Here is a 17,100-nt window from a genome sequence, read left to right as displayed (position 1 = left end):
CTATAAGTTCTTCAAGGCATGTTTAATTAGCTGCTCTACCGAAAGCGTTCCTTCTGTTACTTTTAAAATCTGATCGATAGTTTTTTCGGCTGTTTGTTTGGCGAAACCGAGCATTACTAATGCTGATAACGCTTCATCTTTAACGGTATTGTGCAGAGGAACAGAAATTAATGAATCTACGCCCTCCTTCTTTAGTTTATCCTGCAATTCTAAAACTAAACGCTGTGCAGTTTTTGCGCCTAGTCCCTTAATTCGCTGAATTAGTGGATAGTCTGCATGAACGATAGCTGCTTGAATTTCTGTTGGTGTAATTGAGGATAAAATCATCCTTCCTGTATTCGGGCCAATACCCGAAACAGAAATCAGATGTAAAAATAAACGGCGTTCACCCTCATCGGCGAAGCCATATAGTGTGTGTGCATCTTCCTTAACATGTAGCCAGGTGTAAAGTTTACACCTTTCCGTATCGGTAAGATTGCTATACGTATTTAATGAAATGTTTATATGAAAACCTATTCCTCCTGCTTCTATAACAACATAAGCAGGGTTTTTAAAGGTAAGTTTACCATCAATATAGGCGTACATATTTTAGATTTCGGATTACAGTTTGAGATTTTCAATTTAAAGCTAATTACTATTAAAAGCAACTAAACTTACTTTTTTGCTGCTGTTTTAGTAAAAATACCTTTCCGCTTTGTGCCACCTGCCGATTCTTCTTTGGCTTGCGCATCTGCAACAGCAATGGTTACCATATTTACAATTTCACGCACCGAACTACCCAACTGCACAATATGCACCGGTTTATTTAAGCCTAACAAAATCGGACCAACAGCTTCAGCACCTCCAAGTTCTTGTAGAAGTTTGTAAGCAATGTTACCAGCTTCGAGATTAGGAAAAATTAGCGTATTTGCAGGTGCATCTGCCAATGTGCTGAAAGGAAAATTATCTTTCAAAAGCTCATTATTAATGGCAAAATTACCCTGCATTTCACCATCCACAACAACTTCAGGATGTTCCTTATGTAAAATATTAACAGCTTTCCTAACCTTTTCTGGTGTTATGCCATCGTTCGAACCAAAGTTTGAATAAGACAGTAAGGCAACTCTCGGCTTAATGTTAAATTGTTTAACCGATTTCTCTACTAATAAAGTGATGGCAACAAGTTCCTCAGCAGATGGATCTACATTCACAGTAGTATCTCCAAAAAACACCGGACCTTTTTTAGTCATCATCATATACATACCTGCAACACGCTTAACCGATGGATCTACACCAATTACATGAAGAGCTGGCTTAATTGTATCGCCATAATTTTTGGTTAAACCAGAAATCATTGCATCAGCTTCACCAAACTCAACCATCGATGCACCATAATAATTTCTATCTCTCAATAGTTTGGCCGCATCTTTTGCAGAAATTCCTTTACGCTGACGTTTTTTATAGAGTGCGTCTGCATATTGTTTGGTTTTAGCAGGATTTTGAATTGGATCTATAATTTCTACACCATGCAATTCCAAAGCGTGGGCATCAATTATATCCTGAATTTTTTCTCTGTTACCCAATAAAATTGGGATTGCAATGCCTTCATCTTTCACAATTTGGGCAGCTTTTAAGATTTTATAATTATCCGCTTCGGCAAAAACCACACGTTTTGGGTCTGATTTTGCTTTATTGGTGATGGCTCGCATAATTACATCATCCAAACCTAAGCGTTTTCTTAATTCTTCGTGATAAGCATCCCAATCTGTAATGTTTTTACGGGCAACGCCACTTTCAATCGCCGCTTTAGCTACCGCGATAGAAACTTCTGTTATCAACCTAAAATCTACAGGTTTTGGAATGATATAATCTCTGCCAAATTTAAGATTACGGGCGTTATAAGCAAGATTTACCGCCTCAGGCACAGATTTTTTCGCAAGCTCGGCAATCGCCTTAACAGCAGCAATTTTCATCGCTTCGTTAATGGTTGTTGCACGTACATCTAAAGCGCCTCTAAAAATATATGGGAAACCCAATACATTATTAACCTGGTTAGGATAATCAGAACGGCCGGTAGCCATAATTAAATCCTTACGGGTTTTTATAGCTAAATCATAAGCAATTTCCGGATTTGGATTGGCCATCGCAAAAACAATCGGGTTTTTGGCCATACCAACCAACATCTCAGGCTGTATAACGTTTCCTGCTGATAAACCAATGAAAACATCAGCGCCTTTCATAGCCTCGCCAATGTTTTTTATGTCTTTCCTGGTTGTTGCGAAACTCATTCGCATATCATCCAAATCTGTACGTTCGGTGTTAATTAACCCATTAATATCGAACATAACCAAATTTTCGGCTTTTACGCCCAAAGAAAGGTACATTTTAGAGCATGATACAGCCGCTGCACCAGCGCCACTTACCACAACCTTAATTTTATCTATTTTCTTCTTCTGGATTTCGATGGCATTCAATAACGCTGCACCAGAAATAATTGCTGTTCCATGTTGGTCATCGTGCATCACAGGAATATTCATTTCTTCCTTTAACCGACGCTCAATTTCAAAACACTCAGGCGCTTTAATATCTTCTAAATTTACACCACCAAATGTTGGCTCTAAAGCCTTAACGATTTTCACAAAATCATCAACATTTTTAGTGTCCAATTCCAAATCAAAAACATCTATATCTGCAAAGATTTTAAATAACAAACCCTTACCTTCCATTACAGGTTTACCTGCTTCGGGGCCAATATCGCCTAAACCTAAAACGGCTGTACCGTTACTAATTACCGCAACAAGATTTCCCTTTGCGGTGTATTTATAAACATCATCCGTGTTAGCGGCTATTTTTAAACAAGGTTCTGCAACACCCGGCGAATAAGCCAAAGTTAAATCGCGTTGCGAAGTTGTTGGTTTTGTAGGTACTACTTGTATTTTTCCTGGCCGCCCTTGCGAGTGGTAATCGAGCGCATCTTGCTTTCTATTGATATTACTCATTAAGTAACTTATTAGTGACGGCGCAAAGGTACAATTCTTTTTATGAGGCTTAAAATAAAAAGGCTATTGAATAAAAAGAATGGAAGTTATTCAGCTCTTCAAGATGTTCTGAAAGGCATCTCGAAGTTCTAATAAAATAAGGATTTGAAATCCTTATTCCTTTCCAAGTCTGGCTGCACACCTCAGCTCTTCGAGATGTTCTGAAAGGCATCTCGAAGTTCTAATAAAATAAGGATTTGAAATCCTTATTCCTTTCCAAATCTGGCTACGCTCTGCCAACATCAAGAATAGCGAAAATAAAAAAATGGAAGTTACCCTTTACTAATCTTAAGCACCATACCAGGTTGCAAACCAGCTTTAGCCAGTCGATTATCTTTTCTGATACTTTGAACGCTTGCACCATCAAATTTTTCAGCAATTTCAGATAGCGTATCACCACGCTTTACTGTATAGCTTAAATAAGATGCAGGTGCTTTCAAAGCAACTGTTCTTTTTGCATACACTTTCAGCTTTTGCCCCGGAACTACCGTTTGGCTTTTTAAACCATTCCAAACTTTTAAATCCTGAACTTCAACACCATACTTATTGGCAACGGCGGTTAAATTTTGACCTGCTAATACTTTATGGAAAATCATCGCTTTTGAAGCAATAGTTGTTACCTTTTTCTTTCTAAGTTCACGCACATCATCTGTTCCGGCTTCAATAACACGCATATTTCCGTCAAACTCATCGGCGTTTAATACATCGTACAAACCAGCCAAATCAGCACTTTTTAATTTAGGTAGAATTACACGTTTTGGTAAATCTGCCGTACCATTAATAATTTTTTTCTTATACCATGGGTTTAAAGCAAACAATGTGCTTTCGTCTACATTTAAAACCTTCGCAAGCGATTGTAGTGAAACAAAATGGTTAACCTGCATGGTATCGGTTTTTAAAATCATATTGCTGGCCAGCTCAGTAATCTGGTGTTTGCCAGAATAATTCATAACATAAACTGCCGCTATAAAAGCCGGAACATAGTTTCTGGTTTCTTTTGGTAAAAACTGTCTTATCTCCCAAAAATCGCGTGAGCCTGCTTTCTCAATTGCCCGATTCACATTTCCTTTGCCACAATTGTAAGCCGCAATAGCCAAAAGCCAGTCGCCTAATTCTTCAAAAGCATCTCTAAAATATGCGGCGGCGGCATAACTTGCCTGTATTGGGTCTTTACGTTCATCAACATAATTATCCATTTTTAAGCCGTAAGCTTTACCGGTACCAAACATAAACTGCCAAATGCCGGTTGCGCCAACCCTTGAAATGGCATGCGGATTCATTTGAGATTCTACAATGGTAAGGTATTTTATTTCCTGTGGAATATTGTAATCCCTCAATGCTTTTTCAAAAATCGGGAAGTAATAATCAGATAAGCCATGCATTTTGCCAAACATATCTTTACGTTTAACATAAATATCTATGTATTGCTGCACATATTCGTTATGCGGAAGTGGTACAATTTGCTCAACCGAATCTAACCGAAGTTTATAAACATAATTTTGGCTTAAAAGCAAAGGATTTTCTATTGCCGGAGGAACGGCTACCGTATCGGTATTTATGAATACGTTATTTTGCTTTTTAAAAAGACTATCTGCTTTTAGAATTTGCTGTGCCGATGCCGAAAAAACAAATCCGCTTAGCGCCAAAAAACAAGTAAAAAGTAATTTTTTAATCATGCGTTGTGGTTTAATATAAAACTAAATTGTAGCGCAACTAATTACACTTATTAAAAATTCTTCCCGTGTTTCGCTTTTACGCTTCGCTTCGTCGGTTTCCTCCTCGCTGCAGGGTAACCGCTTCACCCGGGGCTAAATGGCAAAATTATATTCCATTTTAATGTTTCCAACCTACACAAACCTTTGTACCTAAACCCGATTGACGTGAATCCCGATTTTTCATCGGGAGCAACAAAAAGCGGGACTACAATCGGCCAAAAGGCAAATGCTTCAATTTCCAAAATAAAAATCTTTTAGGTTTTAAAAGATTCCTTTTTCCTCGCAATAACGAGCTATTTTAAAAACGAATTAGAGAAAGCAAGTAAAGCATCCTCTTCAAAATGCCTGGCTATAAACTGAATACTTAACGGCAAACCTTCGCTATTATTGCCTAAAGGCAATGCAATCGCCGGGTTACCGCTTAAAGATGGTAAAACCGTAAAAATATCGGCCATGTACATCACCAAGGGATCTTGAAAATTCTCGCCAATTTTGAAAGGCGAAGTGGGTGCCACGGGCGATAGAATTAAGTCGTAAGACTTGAATAAATCATCAAGTTTTTCACGGATTAGTCTTCTTACCTGTTGTGCTTTCTGATAATATGCATCGTAATAACCAGCGCTTAAAACAAAAGTTCCAAGCAAAATACGGCGTTTAACCTCTTCACCGAAACCTTCAGAACGAGAAAGTTTATATAAATCTGTGAGCGATTTTGCTTCCGCGTTGCGATGCCCGTAATGCACACCATCATAACGCGAAAGATTTGAAGAAGCCTCTGCGGTAGTTAAAATATAATAAGCCGGCACTAAATAATCCAGTAAATCAAAAGAAACATACTCAATGGTATGGCCTTTTTGCTTTAAATTTTCTATAGATTGAAGTATGGCAGCTTTAATTTCCGGATCAAGCGCTTCGCTCTCGATGGTTTCTTTTAAAACGGCGATTTTTTGTTTTTTATTATTGCTCAAATGAGCAGCATAATCAGGCACTTCTAAGGCAGAAACAGTAGAATCATTCTCATCAGCACCTGCTAAAACCTTTAATAATATGGCTGCATCATCTACAGATGAAGTTATCGGACCAACCTGATCGAAAGAGGAAGCATAAGCGATTACGCCATACCTGGAAATTCTTCCGTAAGTTGGTTTTAAACCAATTTGCCCACAAAAAGCAGCCGGCTGACGAACAGAACCGCCCGTATCGGTGCCTAAAGCTGCCAAACACATGTCTGCCTGAACGGCTACTGCAGAACCACCTGATGAGCCACCGGGAACAAGTTCTGGATTTGCAGCGTTTTTTACCGCTCCAAAATATGAGGTTTCGTTAGAACCACCCATTGCAAATTCATCGCAATTTAAGCGACCAATTATTATGGCATCCTCCTGTAATAAACGCTGTACAACCGTTGAAGAATATGGGGATACAAAACCATCGAGCATTTTTGAAGATGCCGTAACAATATGATCTTTATAGCAAATATTATCTTTTATGCCGATAACCATGCCCGCAAGCTTACCTTGCGTGCCTTCGTTTATTTTTTGCTGTACTGTTGTCGCCTGCGCCTCTGCCGAATAAAAAAACACCTCATTAAATGCATTGAGGTGTTCGTTTGCTTTAATTTGCTTAAAATAATAAGCCAATAAATCGGGTAAAGTGATTTGCTTCTGCGAAATGAGCGTTTGAATCTCCTTTAGAGAGCTGTATTTCTTCAAAACCTAAAATTTGTATTAAACAGTTTTATCGCGGTTTGATGGACCTACTTGTTCGCCATCTACACCATCTTTACCATCTTTAAATTCTTTTACACCTTTACCTAAACCACGCATAAGTTCAGGAATTTTTTTACCACCAAATAATAAAAGTACCACTACCGCAATAATGATGATTTCTGGTGTGCCAAGCATTGCTGCTATTGTTGTATTTAACATAACTTTTTAGTTTAAACTTTTTGACTATCTGTTACAATTTTTTCATCAATGGGAGTACTGCTAACAGAGGAATGTGTATTATCTGGAGTTGTAGCAACCTTTTCATCAACTACCGAATCATCTGAAGGATGATGGCGCTGGCTATGTATGTTGGTTGCATGCTGTTCTTCTTCTTCTTTATCTAAATCCATTGCATTGATGTTTCTATGGATTTCGCGTTTTACACCATCAGATGCATCTTTAAATTCTCTAATCCCCTTCCCTAATCCTCTTGCTAATTCGGGTAATTTTTTACCTCCAAACAACAAAAGAACCACAACCAATATAAGTACGATCTCTGATCCACCCATATTTAAAAACTCTAATAACGTGCCTTGATACATCACTAATCTATTTTATACAAATATAAACATTTAATTCCCTATTGTTATTTACTAATCCAAGCTTCTGGATTTAAGGCCCCTTGACCTCTTCTAATCTGAAACTTCAAAATCGCATCATCGCCTGTATTTGCAACAGAGCCTATTGATTGTTTAGTATCAACCGTTGAACCTGTGGTTACAGTAACCGCTTTTAAATTCTGATATACTGTGAAATATTCTCCATGGCTAATTAAAACGGCTATTCTACCCATAATATTCTGAACCATTACAACCTTTCCGGCAAAAACGGCTCTAACTGTAGCACCATCTGAAGTAGTAATATCTATTCCATCATTGGTATATGTAGCTTGATCTATTTTATGTAAACCAAAACGCTCTGTAATAGTACCTGCTGCAACTGGCCAAGGCAATCTACCTCTGTTATTTTCGAAACCTGCTGATAATCGTGCTGCTTCAGGTGTAGCTGTTAACAGTTCTGAGGTACTCTTCTCTTTTACTGCCGGAGCGGCTTTAGAAGCAGTTGGAGCAGGCTTATTTTCTGCTTTTGCTTTCTCTGCCGCAGCTCTTTCTTCTGCCGCACGTTTTGCCGCCGCTAAACGAGCTTCCTCAGCTGCCTTTCTTCTGGCCTCTTCAATTGCTCTGGCGATTGCAGCACGAATGGCCCTATCAATTTGCTGTTGTTCTTTTCTTTTGGCGTTAATATCCTGCTTAAATTGACGCTCTTGTTTGCTTAAGTTTTTTAAAGCTACAGACTGCTGGTTTTTATCTTTTCCTAAGCGTTCTCTTTCTCTTTCCTGCTCTTTTAAAAGTTCGCTTTTTTCTTTTAAGGTTTTATCCAAAACCCTGATTTTACCATTTAATTCGGTTTGCGTATTTTCGATGTAGCCTGCTTGTTTTTTACGATACTGACTAAATTGTTGCAGGTATTTAATTCTTTTATAGGCTTGATTAAAATCTCTTGCTGCAAAAACGAACATCATTTTTTCGTAAGCATTTCTATTTCTTTGCGCAAAACGAATCATGCCGGCATATTCTTTTTTTAAATCGCCAAGCTGTCCTTGTAATGTATGTACGGTATTTGTATTCTGAGAGATTTGGTTATCGAGGTTTTTTATTTCAGAGTTGATGGTTCCGATTTTATCCTGGCGAAGCCTGATTTGGGCATTAATGGCATTAATTTGTTGTAAGGTTAGCTTTTTACCACTTGCCGTTTTATTAAGATTTTTTTGTAGCTGTTCTATTTCTCGCTGTATAGCTTCTTTTTTTCTTCGTAATTGGCTCTCAGTTTGCGCATAAGAAGAAAAGGCAATAGTGCTTAAAGACAGGATGATTAGGAGTTTGTATAGCTTCATTAAGCCAAAAGTATAAAAATTTTACAGTAAAAAGTATTAAAATTAAGTTACTAAGGGCATTAGGAGTTCATCTTCACAAAAACTTCATGCCTGTAACGAAACATTTAAATTGCAAAATTTTATACTTAAATCTAATTGATGAATAATTTCGATTGGGTACGAATTATTTCACAATCGTGTATCGCTTTGGTACAGTAAACGGAAAATCTACCGGAACATTGCCATCAATTTTTACGTACTGCATTTCGATATTAATTTTTTTACTTCCTGATAAGGTATTAATTTTTAAACTGCCCGGAAAAAGGAACTCATTAAGCTTTTGGTAATCATCATAATTTACCTTCAACGCTTGTCCGTTTTTAGCATCGTTAAGGTTAGTTTCGGCAACTTTAAAAAGAGCATTAAAAAGCAGGCGATAATCTAAGCTTTCTTTATTGCCTGATACTATCCATGCGCCATTTTCTTGCTTTAATGTAGATTGTTCAGTCAAAAATTCGCCCATGGCGTTGCCTGTTAAAATAGCTTGTAAGGTGTTAAAGTTTACCTGTTTATTGGTAAAATTGTAAATGTAACTGAAAGGTTTTTTCAGGTATTCAGTTTTAAGCTTATTTTGAATTTTGATGCTATCGGGCGTAATTAAAGCCCTTGCAACTTCGGCCATTCCGCCTAAAGCAGTAATACTCACCCAAATCACTTCTTTATCCTTCATTCTGAAATTCATAGTTACATCATTTACATCACCAGAAATATCAAGCGAAGCCTTTGCCTTTAACGAAAGTGTATTAAACTTAAGCTGTTTACTATTTAATAAATTCAGGGTTTCGATTTTTGAATTATCGGTTCTAGGTGCTGGTGTGGTTGTTGGCGCAACTACAATTTCTTTTTTTGGTTTACAAGCAGCAAAGAACATTACTGCAGATAGGATTAAAACACTATTTAAAATATTTCTTTTCATTGATTTTCTTTGTTAAAACTTCTGAGCCATTACCGGCATCTTTGGCCTTTTGCCATTGGAGCATCGCTGCATCTTTTTCACCTTTAAGAAAAAGAATGTCGCCGTAGCGCTCCAAATAAACACCGTTTTTATTGCTATTGTTTTGCAATGCCTTTTCAATCCAGGTTTTTGCCAAATCGTATTTCTGCTGCTTAAACAAAATAAATGCATAAGTATCTGCAACCGATGAATTTTCGGGCATCGCATTCGCTGCTGTTTCTGCATATTTTGCCGCTTTAGCTAAATCATCATTCTTTAAAGCAAGGTAGTAGGCATAATTATTCATTATCAGATAATTATCAGGCTCGGTTATAATTGCCTTTTCAAATGCTAGTTTGGCTTGCGGAAAATTATTCTGGTTAATGAAAATATCGCCTTGCAAAGCATATACCTGCGCTTGTAAGCTTTTATTATCTACATCCAGCTGAAGTGCATTTTTGAGGTTATTTTGAGCAACATCATATTTGCCCGTTTTATACAAGGCATAAGCCATGTAATAGTATAAACTTGCCTGATTGGGATAAATGGTTAATGCTTCATCGCCAAGCTTAACTGCATCTGTATAATGGCCTAATAAAGTTTGGATATTTATTACCTGTTCCCAAACTGCGTAAACTTGTTCGTTAAGTTTTAAAGCTGCCTGATATTGCACCAACGCATCTTGCAACTTGTTCTGCTGATACAATATATCACCATAAAGCGATAATGATTTTGCATCTTTCGGGTTAGCTTCTGCTAAACTTTTACCTAAGGCTGTAATGTTTTTAGATACTATTGGCTGATCTATTTTTTGGAAAAGCGCTGCAATTATTTTAACCTTTTCATCAATCGGCATCTCTTCGCTTTCAAATGCTAATTTTAACGATGCAAATGCGGCTTCATCATTCTTTTGCTTGCGATAAACATCTGCCAAGCCAAGGTTCACTTCAAAATTTTTAGGCTCTATTTGCTGTGCTTTCAATAAAACTTTCAAAGCTTCAGCATCGTTGTTTTTTTGAAGCAATAAACCCGCAGCATACAGATAATTTTTTACATCGGCCTGGTTGCCTTCTAACAACTTTACAATGTCGCTTTCAGTTGCATTAGTTCCATCAATTCTCCTCCTGGCGTTTGTTAATTCTCTCGATACGCCAAATTTTGATTCGATTTCGCTGTAGGTTTTTTTTGCTTCATTAACCTGGTTAGCAATTAACTGTGCATTTGCCTTATCAAAATAATATATGTCATTTTCAGGCTCGATTGCTATCAATTGGTTAAATACAGAAATAAGCGAAACCATATTATTATTCCGCTTATAAACTTCGCTTAGCAAACGCAAATACCATTTGTTTCCTGGATTTAAATCGATAGCTTTTTTGATATTTAGTTCGGCTTCTGATAATTTATTAAGCCTTAGATTTAAACCAGCAAGCTCATAATAAGCAGCATGATTTTTGGTATCCAGCGTAACTACCTTATTAAAAGTTGTAGATGCAACGACAAAATTCTCAGACATTTTTTCGCGTAAGCCTGCAAAGAAAAGCTGTTTAACCACATTGCTATCCTGATTAAGTTTTACAGGAGGCAGCTGACTAAAAGCTTGCAGACTAAAAGCAATTAAAGCGAAAAAAATGTATTTTCTCATAATTTAAACCTAAATGCCAGATGAGCTATTTGGCTATTGCAACACATTCAATAATTAAAACTTAATCATTAAAAATTTATTTGCCCGTATGCCCATAACCGCCCGCTCCTCTTGCTGTATCAGATAATTCTTCAACAAGATTCCAGCTTACAGTTTCATGTTTAGCAATAACCATTTGAGCAATACGCTCGCCATTTAAAATCTTGAAATCCGTATCGGATAAATTTACCAATAAAACTTTCAATTCTCCACGATAATCTGCATCAATAGTTCCGGGTGCATTAACAATACTGATTCCGTGCTTGTAAGCTAACCCGCTTCGCGGTCTGATTTGTGCTTCATAACCAATTGGCAATTCAATATGTAATCCTGTCGGGATTAACATTCTTTGCAAAGGCTTTAGCGTAATTTCCTCAGTTATTGATGCCCTCAAATCCATACCTGCAGCATGAGCAGTTTCATATTGTGGCAATGGGTGTTCTGATTTATTGATGATTTTTATCTCCATTTATAATTTTGAATGACTGAATGTTTGATTGAATAAATGAGTGAATTAATGATTATTGCATTATCGTTTTAAAAGTTTTCTGATTTCATTTTTCTCGAAGTAAGCGATACCGGCAATAAAAGCAATAAGCATCGCATTGCCGATGTAAATATTTTTATCGAACACAAAAAACGAGGTAAAAACTATTATGGTTGAAACTATTAAATAAGCAAGTATTTTTTTTAGGTTATATGGAATTGGATAATGTTTCTGTCCGAGGATGTACGAAATGATGGTCATAATTGCATAAGCAGCCATCGAAACCCATGCAGAACCCATGTAACTGAAGCGAGGAATTAGTACAACGTTTAACACAATTGTTATAATAGCGCCAATAACTGAAATATATAAACCGAAGCGGGTTTGATCTGAAAGGCGATACCATATTGATAAATTCATGTAAATGCCCAAAAAAACATAACCCATTAATAAATATGGTACAGCAGGCAACCCAACCCAGTATTCTTCATTCCTGATGAAATATTTTAAAAGTTCTATGTTTGCAATTAATGCAACAAAAAGTATGGCAAGCGCAATTACGAAATACTGCAAAATGGTTGCATAAGTTTCTTTGGCATTTTTATTTTTAGCGTGACTAAAGAAAAATGGCTCTGCCCCCAAGCGGAACGCAGTTATAAATATGCTCAGAAAGATGGCAATTTTGCATACAGCGCCGTAAATACCCACTTCTTCGTTAGCAATATCTGCCGGAAGCAAATCTTTTAGAACAATCTTATCTAAATTTTCATTTACGATGAAGGATAAGTTTGCAATAAGTATAGGCCAGCTATAAGAAAACATGTTTGAAAACAGTGATTTATCAAACTTCAGTTGTATTTTTAAAAACTCAGGAAGCAATGCGAAAAGCGTAGCTAAACTTGCAATTAAGTTAGATACAAACACATAACCAATCCATTGATGGCGATACCAAGACTGTAGCCATGATGCACCAATCCAGTTATGTTTTATAATGGCAGGCAGTACAAAAATAAATATCAGGTTAAAGCCAACGAAGCAGCCAATATTTAGGAATTTTACAACACTGTACTTAAATGGCCTTCCATCTGCCCGCAGTTTGGCAAAAGGAATTACACAAATGGCATCAATAAATAAAATCCACAGAAAAAAACCAACATACTGTTTGTAATCAGAAACTTCGGATGCTTTTGCGGCCAGATATGTGGCTATTGGATTTGAAAAAATTAACCCGGTTATTAAAAAAAGAGTAGAAATAAAGGCAATGCACAAAAAAGAGTTATTGTAAACTTCTTGCTTTTTATCCTCAAACTTATTCAGGTACCTGAAATAAGTACTTTCCATACCAAAAGCCAAAATTGCATTTATCAAAGAGGCATTGGCATACATGTTGGTAAAAATTCCATACACGCCTTTTTTATACACCGAAGTATAGATTGGGGTAAGGATAAAATTGAACAATCGGGAGAAAACGGTACTAAGACCATAAACCATTGTTTGCCCAACAAATTTTTTATATACAGACAATTTTATTTCAGATTTTTGATTTACGATTTTAGATTATAAGATGCTTAATCTATTTATTTCTTAAAACTTCAAAATTACGATAGTTTTTAACTTCGCCTTCGCTTACCGAAACATTTTCAACCCGCGAACGGTCTGGCCCTTCATGGCACCAGTTTACAAACTCTTCAAGGAAGATATCATCTGCTTCTGCTTCAACATACACCGAGCCGTCTTTTTCGTTTCTAACAAAACCATTAACCATCATTTGATTGGCAATAATTTTGGTGGTTTCGCGAAAACCCACACCTTGAACTTTTCCGGTAATAACGATGTTGAAATGCTTCATTGAAATTAAATGTTGAATTGTTTTACGGTTGCAAAGTTAACATTCCAAATGCTTATCAAATAGTTAGTCTGTTAATTCGTTGTGCAAATCCTTTAATCTTTTTAATCCGGCTTTGTATTCGCTCCAAATTTCATCCAAAATTTGTTTTGCAGGTTTCACTTCATTTAGCATAGCTGATACCTGACCAATTTCCAGTTCACCATTTTGCATATCACCTTCAAACATACCAAGTTTAGCCCTTGCCCTACCTAATAAATCCATCAGTTCAGTTTTCCCGGTGCCTTCGGCTTCAGCCTTTTCAACTGCATCAGCAAATTCATTTTTTAATAACCTAACGGGAACAACCTTTTTCATGGCCAGTTTGGTATCGCCTTCGGCGGATGAAATAATCTTTTCTTTAAATGCCTGATGTGCCGAAGATTCTTCAGCAACGGCAAAGGCAGAACCAATTTGAACAGCATCGGCACCTAATGCAAAGGCCGCCAACATCGATTTTCCACTTGCAATACCACCAGCAGCAATTACCGGAACATTTACCGCAGCCTTAATCATCGGTATTAAACACATGGTTGTGGTTTCCTCCCTACCGTTATGTCCGCCGGCTTCAAAACCTTCGGCAACAATTGCATCAACACCGGCTTCCTGAGCTTTTAAGGCAAACTTTGTATTTGCAATAACATGTACAACTATAATTCCATGCGCTTTTAGTGTGCTCGTCCATGTAGCCGGGTTGCCAGCGGATGAAAAAACGATTTTAACTTTTTCTTCAATAACAATATCAATTATTTCTTGAATGTTCGGGTACAACAAAGGTATATTTACTGCAAAAGGCTTATCAGTAGCGAGTTTACATTTTTGAATGTGGCTTCTTAAAACATCAGGATACATTGAACCTGCGCCAATAATCCCCAAACCACCAGCGTTTGAAACCGCCGAAGCTAACTTCCAACCACTGCACCAAACCATTCCGGCTTGAATAATCGGGTATTTTATATTAAAAAGTTTACAAATTGAATTCATAAATATTAAATCAGTTTAGTAACCTTATCACTTTCTATTTCAAAATTATTAGATAGTTGAATCAAATTTAAGCCAGGCGTTTTGCCAATTTCAATTGTTCCTAACTTATTCTCTAATGCTAAAAATTCGGCACCATTGATAGTCGCCCAAGTTAAAAGTTTTTCGAAATTGACTTTTTCTGCCTTTTGCAAGGTTCTCATTTCAGACAGAATATTTAACTGATGATTACTTGCCAGGCTGTCGGTTCCTAATGTAATTTTCAGGTTTTCATTAATCAGTAAATCTACATCAGGTAATGCATTTTCTATATATAAATTTGCATTCGAACAAAGGCACCAGTATAAATTTGGATTTGCCTTTTTTGCAAAATCAATATCTTCTTTACTGGAAACCGTATTATGAACCATTAAAGTTTTAAGCAACTCTAAGTTTGGCAAATAGCTTTGCAATGATGTTTTGGCTGTCGCTTGGAAAAACGATATATCTAAACCTAAAAACTTGTATAACTCTAAAAAATCGCCTGTCTTGTTTTGAAAAAATGAATTTTCTTGCGGGCTTTCCTGATTGTGAATGCTGATAAATTGCTTATTCTGATGAGCAATTTCTCTAATCAGATTGAAAAGCTCAGCAGAAACTGAATATGGTGCATGGGGAACTATGGAAGCATGCAATGGGGAGAAATCATTCATAATTTCTTTTGAATGCTTCATAATTAATTCTGCCCTATCGGGATTAAATCCCATTGCTTCGACAAAAGTATGGTAATAAATTTTACTCTTTAATTTAGTTTCTTTCGAAACAATTTGATTCGAAATATCGCCAACGGCAACGATGCCATTATCAAACATTTGTTTATCAGCAATTTCTATAGATGCTTTAATTTGTTCATCGCTAGCTTGCCTACTTTTAATTACCTGCTTTACAAACTCCACCAAACCGGTTTGTTCTGGAATTTGCTTAAACATGTGCGATAATTCGAGGTGGCAATGGGTGTTTACAAAACCTGGAACGATAGCGCCATTGTGTTTATAGACATCTAAATTTTTCGATTCATCTTCATTAAGAAGCTTAGTGATTTCGCCTTTAGCATTTGTAACAACTGTACCGTTTTTTATAGCAGGTGCATTAACAGGAAATATCCAATCGGCTGCAAAATATTGTAACATAAAGCGAATTTATGATTTTTGATTTATGAATGTAGTAAAGCTGTGGAGTAAAACGCTTTAAGAAAAGATATCGGTTTTGAGCAAAATCTAATATTTTAAATCTGCAATCGAAGATAAAAAAGAGCCTCCTATCGGAATCGAACCAATGACCTACTGATTACAAGTCAGTTGCTCTACCAGCTGAGCTAAGGAGGCTTTTTATCGGGCTGCAAGTATAGAAAAAATTATGTTGCCGAAAAAAAGTTTTTTAAAATTTTATTCGTTTCGCTTTAACCTCTCCTCATTAATTTAACCTTTCAATCTGTCAGTCTGCGCTTCTCGAATACCTTAAATTACTTTTTATGAACTAAAGATTCTGTATAACAATAACTTGTCAAGAAGTTTAGGGAAGCTCAGGATGACAAGCACAAATTTGCTTGAGTTATTGACATCGGAGCAGGAGCTACCCTTTCTATTTCCTGCAGAAACCAATTTACCTAAACCCGGTAATAGCGGCAGCCCCGAGCTTTTTCTGCGAGGGCTACAGCGAATAACGGGACGAACTTTGATTATTAGCAGTGCTTTTGCTTTCCAAAAATTTAAAAAATCAATTTAACCTGTTGGCATTACCCCCAATGTGTGGAGAAAGTCTACACACATAATTAAGCTACTAATTTTTATAGTCTTGAAAATCAATAAGTTAATAAGGCATGCCAGCTTTGGCATTATTATGAAACCTTAGCAAGTATTGTTACAAATATTAAATTTTAAAAATCATACTATGAAAAAGTTCATTTTATCAGCTACATTTTTAGCGTTCGCAGGATTCTCAGCAGTACAAGCAAGTGAAGTAAAAGATTTAAATACAACTGCAATTGTTGCAGCTCAAGATAGCACTACAAAAACTCCGGTAAAACTAGAAGAATTACCAGAGCCGGTTACAACCGCATTAAAATCTGATGCATATAAAGGCTGGACAGCTACAGAAGCCTGGGCAGTTAAAGAAGGAACAAAAGAATATTACCTAATCAATGTTAAAAAAGAAGCTGAAACTGGCTCGGTTAAAATTGATAAAGACGGTAAGCCGGTACAATAATATTAATAGCACCCCAAAAATTACAATACCCTCGATTGAGGCATAATTAACCAATAGTGTAGCCATTTACCAGGCTACACTTTATAATAAAAATTTACAACTATGAAAAAGTTCATTTTATCAGCAGCATTAGCTGTAGCAGGATTAACAGCAGTACAAGCGAGTGAAATTAAAGATTTAAAACCAACTGCAATTGTTGCAGGTCAAGATAGCACTACAAAAACTCCGGTAAAATTAGAAGAATTACCAGAGCCGGTTACAACCGCATTAAAATCTGATGCTTACAAAGGCTGGACCGCTACAGAAGCCTGGGCAGTTAAAGAAGGAACAAAAGAATATTACCTAATCAATGTTAAAAAAGAAGCCGAAACAGGCTCAGTTAAGATTGATAAAGACGGTAAACCAGTACAATAACCCCAAATTATTGCATCTACCTAGTATACGAAAGGCC

Annotated in this window: 16 protein-coding genes and 1 tRNA gene; 2 read left to right on the top strand and 15 right to left on the bottom strand. The window is 36.6% G+C overall.

The annotated features are described in order from the left end of the window. From ruvA to LUA90_RS07040, 15 genes are all read right to left on the bottom strand, one after another. Entirely contained in the window at positions 1-585 is a 585-nt protein-coding gene (gene ruvA, locus LUA90_RS07110; RefSeq protein WP_231458889.1) for a Holliday junction branch migration protein RuvA, read from the bottom strand. A gap of 68 nt (positions 586-653) precedes the next feature. After that, complete coding sequence (locus LUA90_RS07105; protein WP_231458888.1) at positions 654-2,978, bottom strand: NADP-dependent malic enzyme; 2,325 nt, start codon at positions 2,976-2,978, stop codon at positions 654-656. A gap of 311 nt (positions 2,979-3,289) precedes the next feature. Continuing rightward, positions 3,290-4,693 (bottom strand): lytic transglycosylase domain-containing protein, encoded by a 1,404-nt coding sequence (locus LUA90_RS07100; protein ID WP_231458887.1) that lies wholly within the window; start codon positions 4,691-4,693, stop codon positions 3,290-3,292. A 332-nt stretch (positions 4,694-5,025) separates the two neighbouring features. Beyond that, on the bottom strand, positions 5,026-6,444 hold the full coding sequence (gene gatA, locus LUA90_RS07095) for an Asp-tRNA(Asn)/Glu-tRNA(Gln) amidotransferase subunit GatA (protein ID WP_231458886.1): 1,419 nt from the start codon (positions 6,442-6,444) through the stop codon (positions 5,026-5,028). A gap of 15 nt (positions 6,445-6,459) precedes the next feature. Further along, complete coding sequence (locus LUA90_RS07090) at positions 6,460-6,660, bottom strand: twin-arginine translocase TatA/TatE family subunit (RefSeq protein ID WP_231490667.1); 201 nt, start codon at positions 6,658-6,660, stop codon at positions 6,460-6,462. Positions 6,661-6,671: 11 nt separating this feature from the next. Beyond that, the gene (locus LUA90_RS07085; RefSeq protein WP_231458885.1) at positions 6,672-7,010 is read right to left on the bottom strand and encodes a twin-arginine translocase TatA/TatE family subunit; all 339 of its coding nucleotides are present in this window, start codon (positions 7,008-7,010) and stop codon (positions 6,672-6,674) included. A 77-nt stretch (positions 7,011-7,087) separates the two neighbouring features. After that, a complete protein-coding gene (locus LUA90_RS07080; RefSeq protein ID WP_231458884.1) occupies positions 7,088-8,395 on the bottom strand; it encodes a murein hydrolase activator EnvC in 1,308 nt (435 codons plus the stop codon). Positions 8,396-8,558: 163 nt separating this feature from the next. After that, a complete protein-coding gene (locus LUA90_RS07075) occupies positions 8,559-9,350 on the bottom strand; it encodes a DUF4292 domain-containing protein (protein ID WP_231458883.1) in 792 nt (263 codons plus the stop codon). Further along, positions 9,328-11,013 (bottom strand): tetratricopeptide repeat protein, encoded by a 1,686-nt coding sequence (locus LUA90_RS07070; protein WP_231490666.1) that lies wholly within the window; start codon positions 11,011-11,013, stop codon positions 9,328-9,330. The genes LUA90_RS07075 and LUA90_RS07070 overlap by 23 nt, the downstream gene beginning before the upstream one ends. A gap of 76 nt (positions 11,014-11,089) precedes the next feature. Then, positions 11,090-11,521 (bottom strand): dUTP diphosphatase, encoded by a 432-nt coding sequence (dut, locus tag LUA90_RS07065; RefSeq protein ID WP_231458881.1) that lies wholly within the window; start codon positions 11,519-11,521, stop codon positions 11,090-11,092. 60 nt (positions 11,522-11,581) lie between these two features. Then, complete coding sequence (locus LUA90_RS07060; RefSeq protein ID WP_231458880.1) at positions 11,582-13,063, bottom strand: lipopolysaccharide biosynthesis protein; 1,482 nt, start codon at positions 13,061-13,063, stop codon at positions 11,582-11,584. A 49-nt stretch (positions 13,064-13,112) separates the two neighbouring features. Then, positions 13,113-13,388 carry an acylphosphatase gene (locus tag LUA90_RS07055; protein WP_231458879.1) on the bottom strand — a complete coding sequence of 92 codons (276 nt, stop codon included), beginning with the start codon at positions 13,386-13,388 and terminating at the stop codon, positions 13,113-13,115. A 63-nt stretch (positions 13,389-13,451) separates the two neighbouring features. Continuing rightward, positions 13,452-14,408 (bottom strand): nitronate monooxygenase family protein, encoded by a 957-nt coding sequence (locus tag LUA90_RS07050; RefSeq protein WP_231458878.1) that lies wholly within the window; start codon positions 14,406-14,408, stop codon positions 13,452-13,454. Between the two features lie 5 nt (positions 14,409-14,413). After that, positions 14,414-15,574 (bottom strand): amidohydrolase family protein, encoded by a 1,161-nt coding sequence (locus tag LUA90_RS07045; protein WP_231490665.1) that lies wholly within the window; start codon positions 15,572-15,574, stop codon positions 14,414-14,416. 122 nt (positions 15,575-15,696) lie between these two features. Then, positions 15,697-15,769 (bottom strand) — tRNA-Thr (locus LUA90_RS07040). Between the two features lie 565 nt (positions 15,770-16,334). On the opposite strand from LUA90_RS07040, the gene LUA90_RS07035 reads away from it, so the two are divergent. After that, positions 16,335-16,649, top strand: a complete 315-nt coding sequence (locus LUA90_RS07035; protein ID WP_231458876.1) for a hypothetical protein — start codon at positions 16,335-16,337, stop codon at positions 16,647-16,649. Between the two features lie 102 nt (positions 16,650-16,751). After that, complete coding sequence (locus LUA90_RS07030; protein ID WP_231458875.1) at positions 16,752-17,063, top strand: hypothetical protein; 312 nt, start codon at positions 16,752-16,754, stop codon at positions 17,061-17,063. The last annotated feature ends 37 nt before the right edge of the window (positions 17,064-17,100 follow it).

The organism is Pedobacter sp. Leaf170 (assembly GCF_920984665.1).
Lineage (GTDB): Bacteria > Bacteroidota > Bacteroidia > Sphingobacteriales > Sphingobacteriaceae > Pedobacter.
This window is presented reverse-complemented; position numbering and strand designations above follow the sequence as displayed.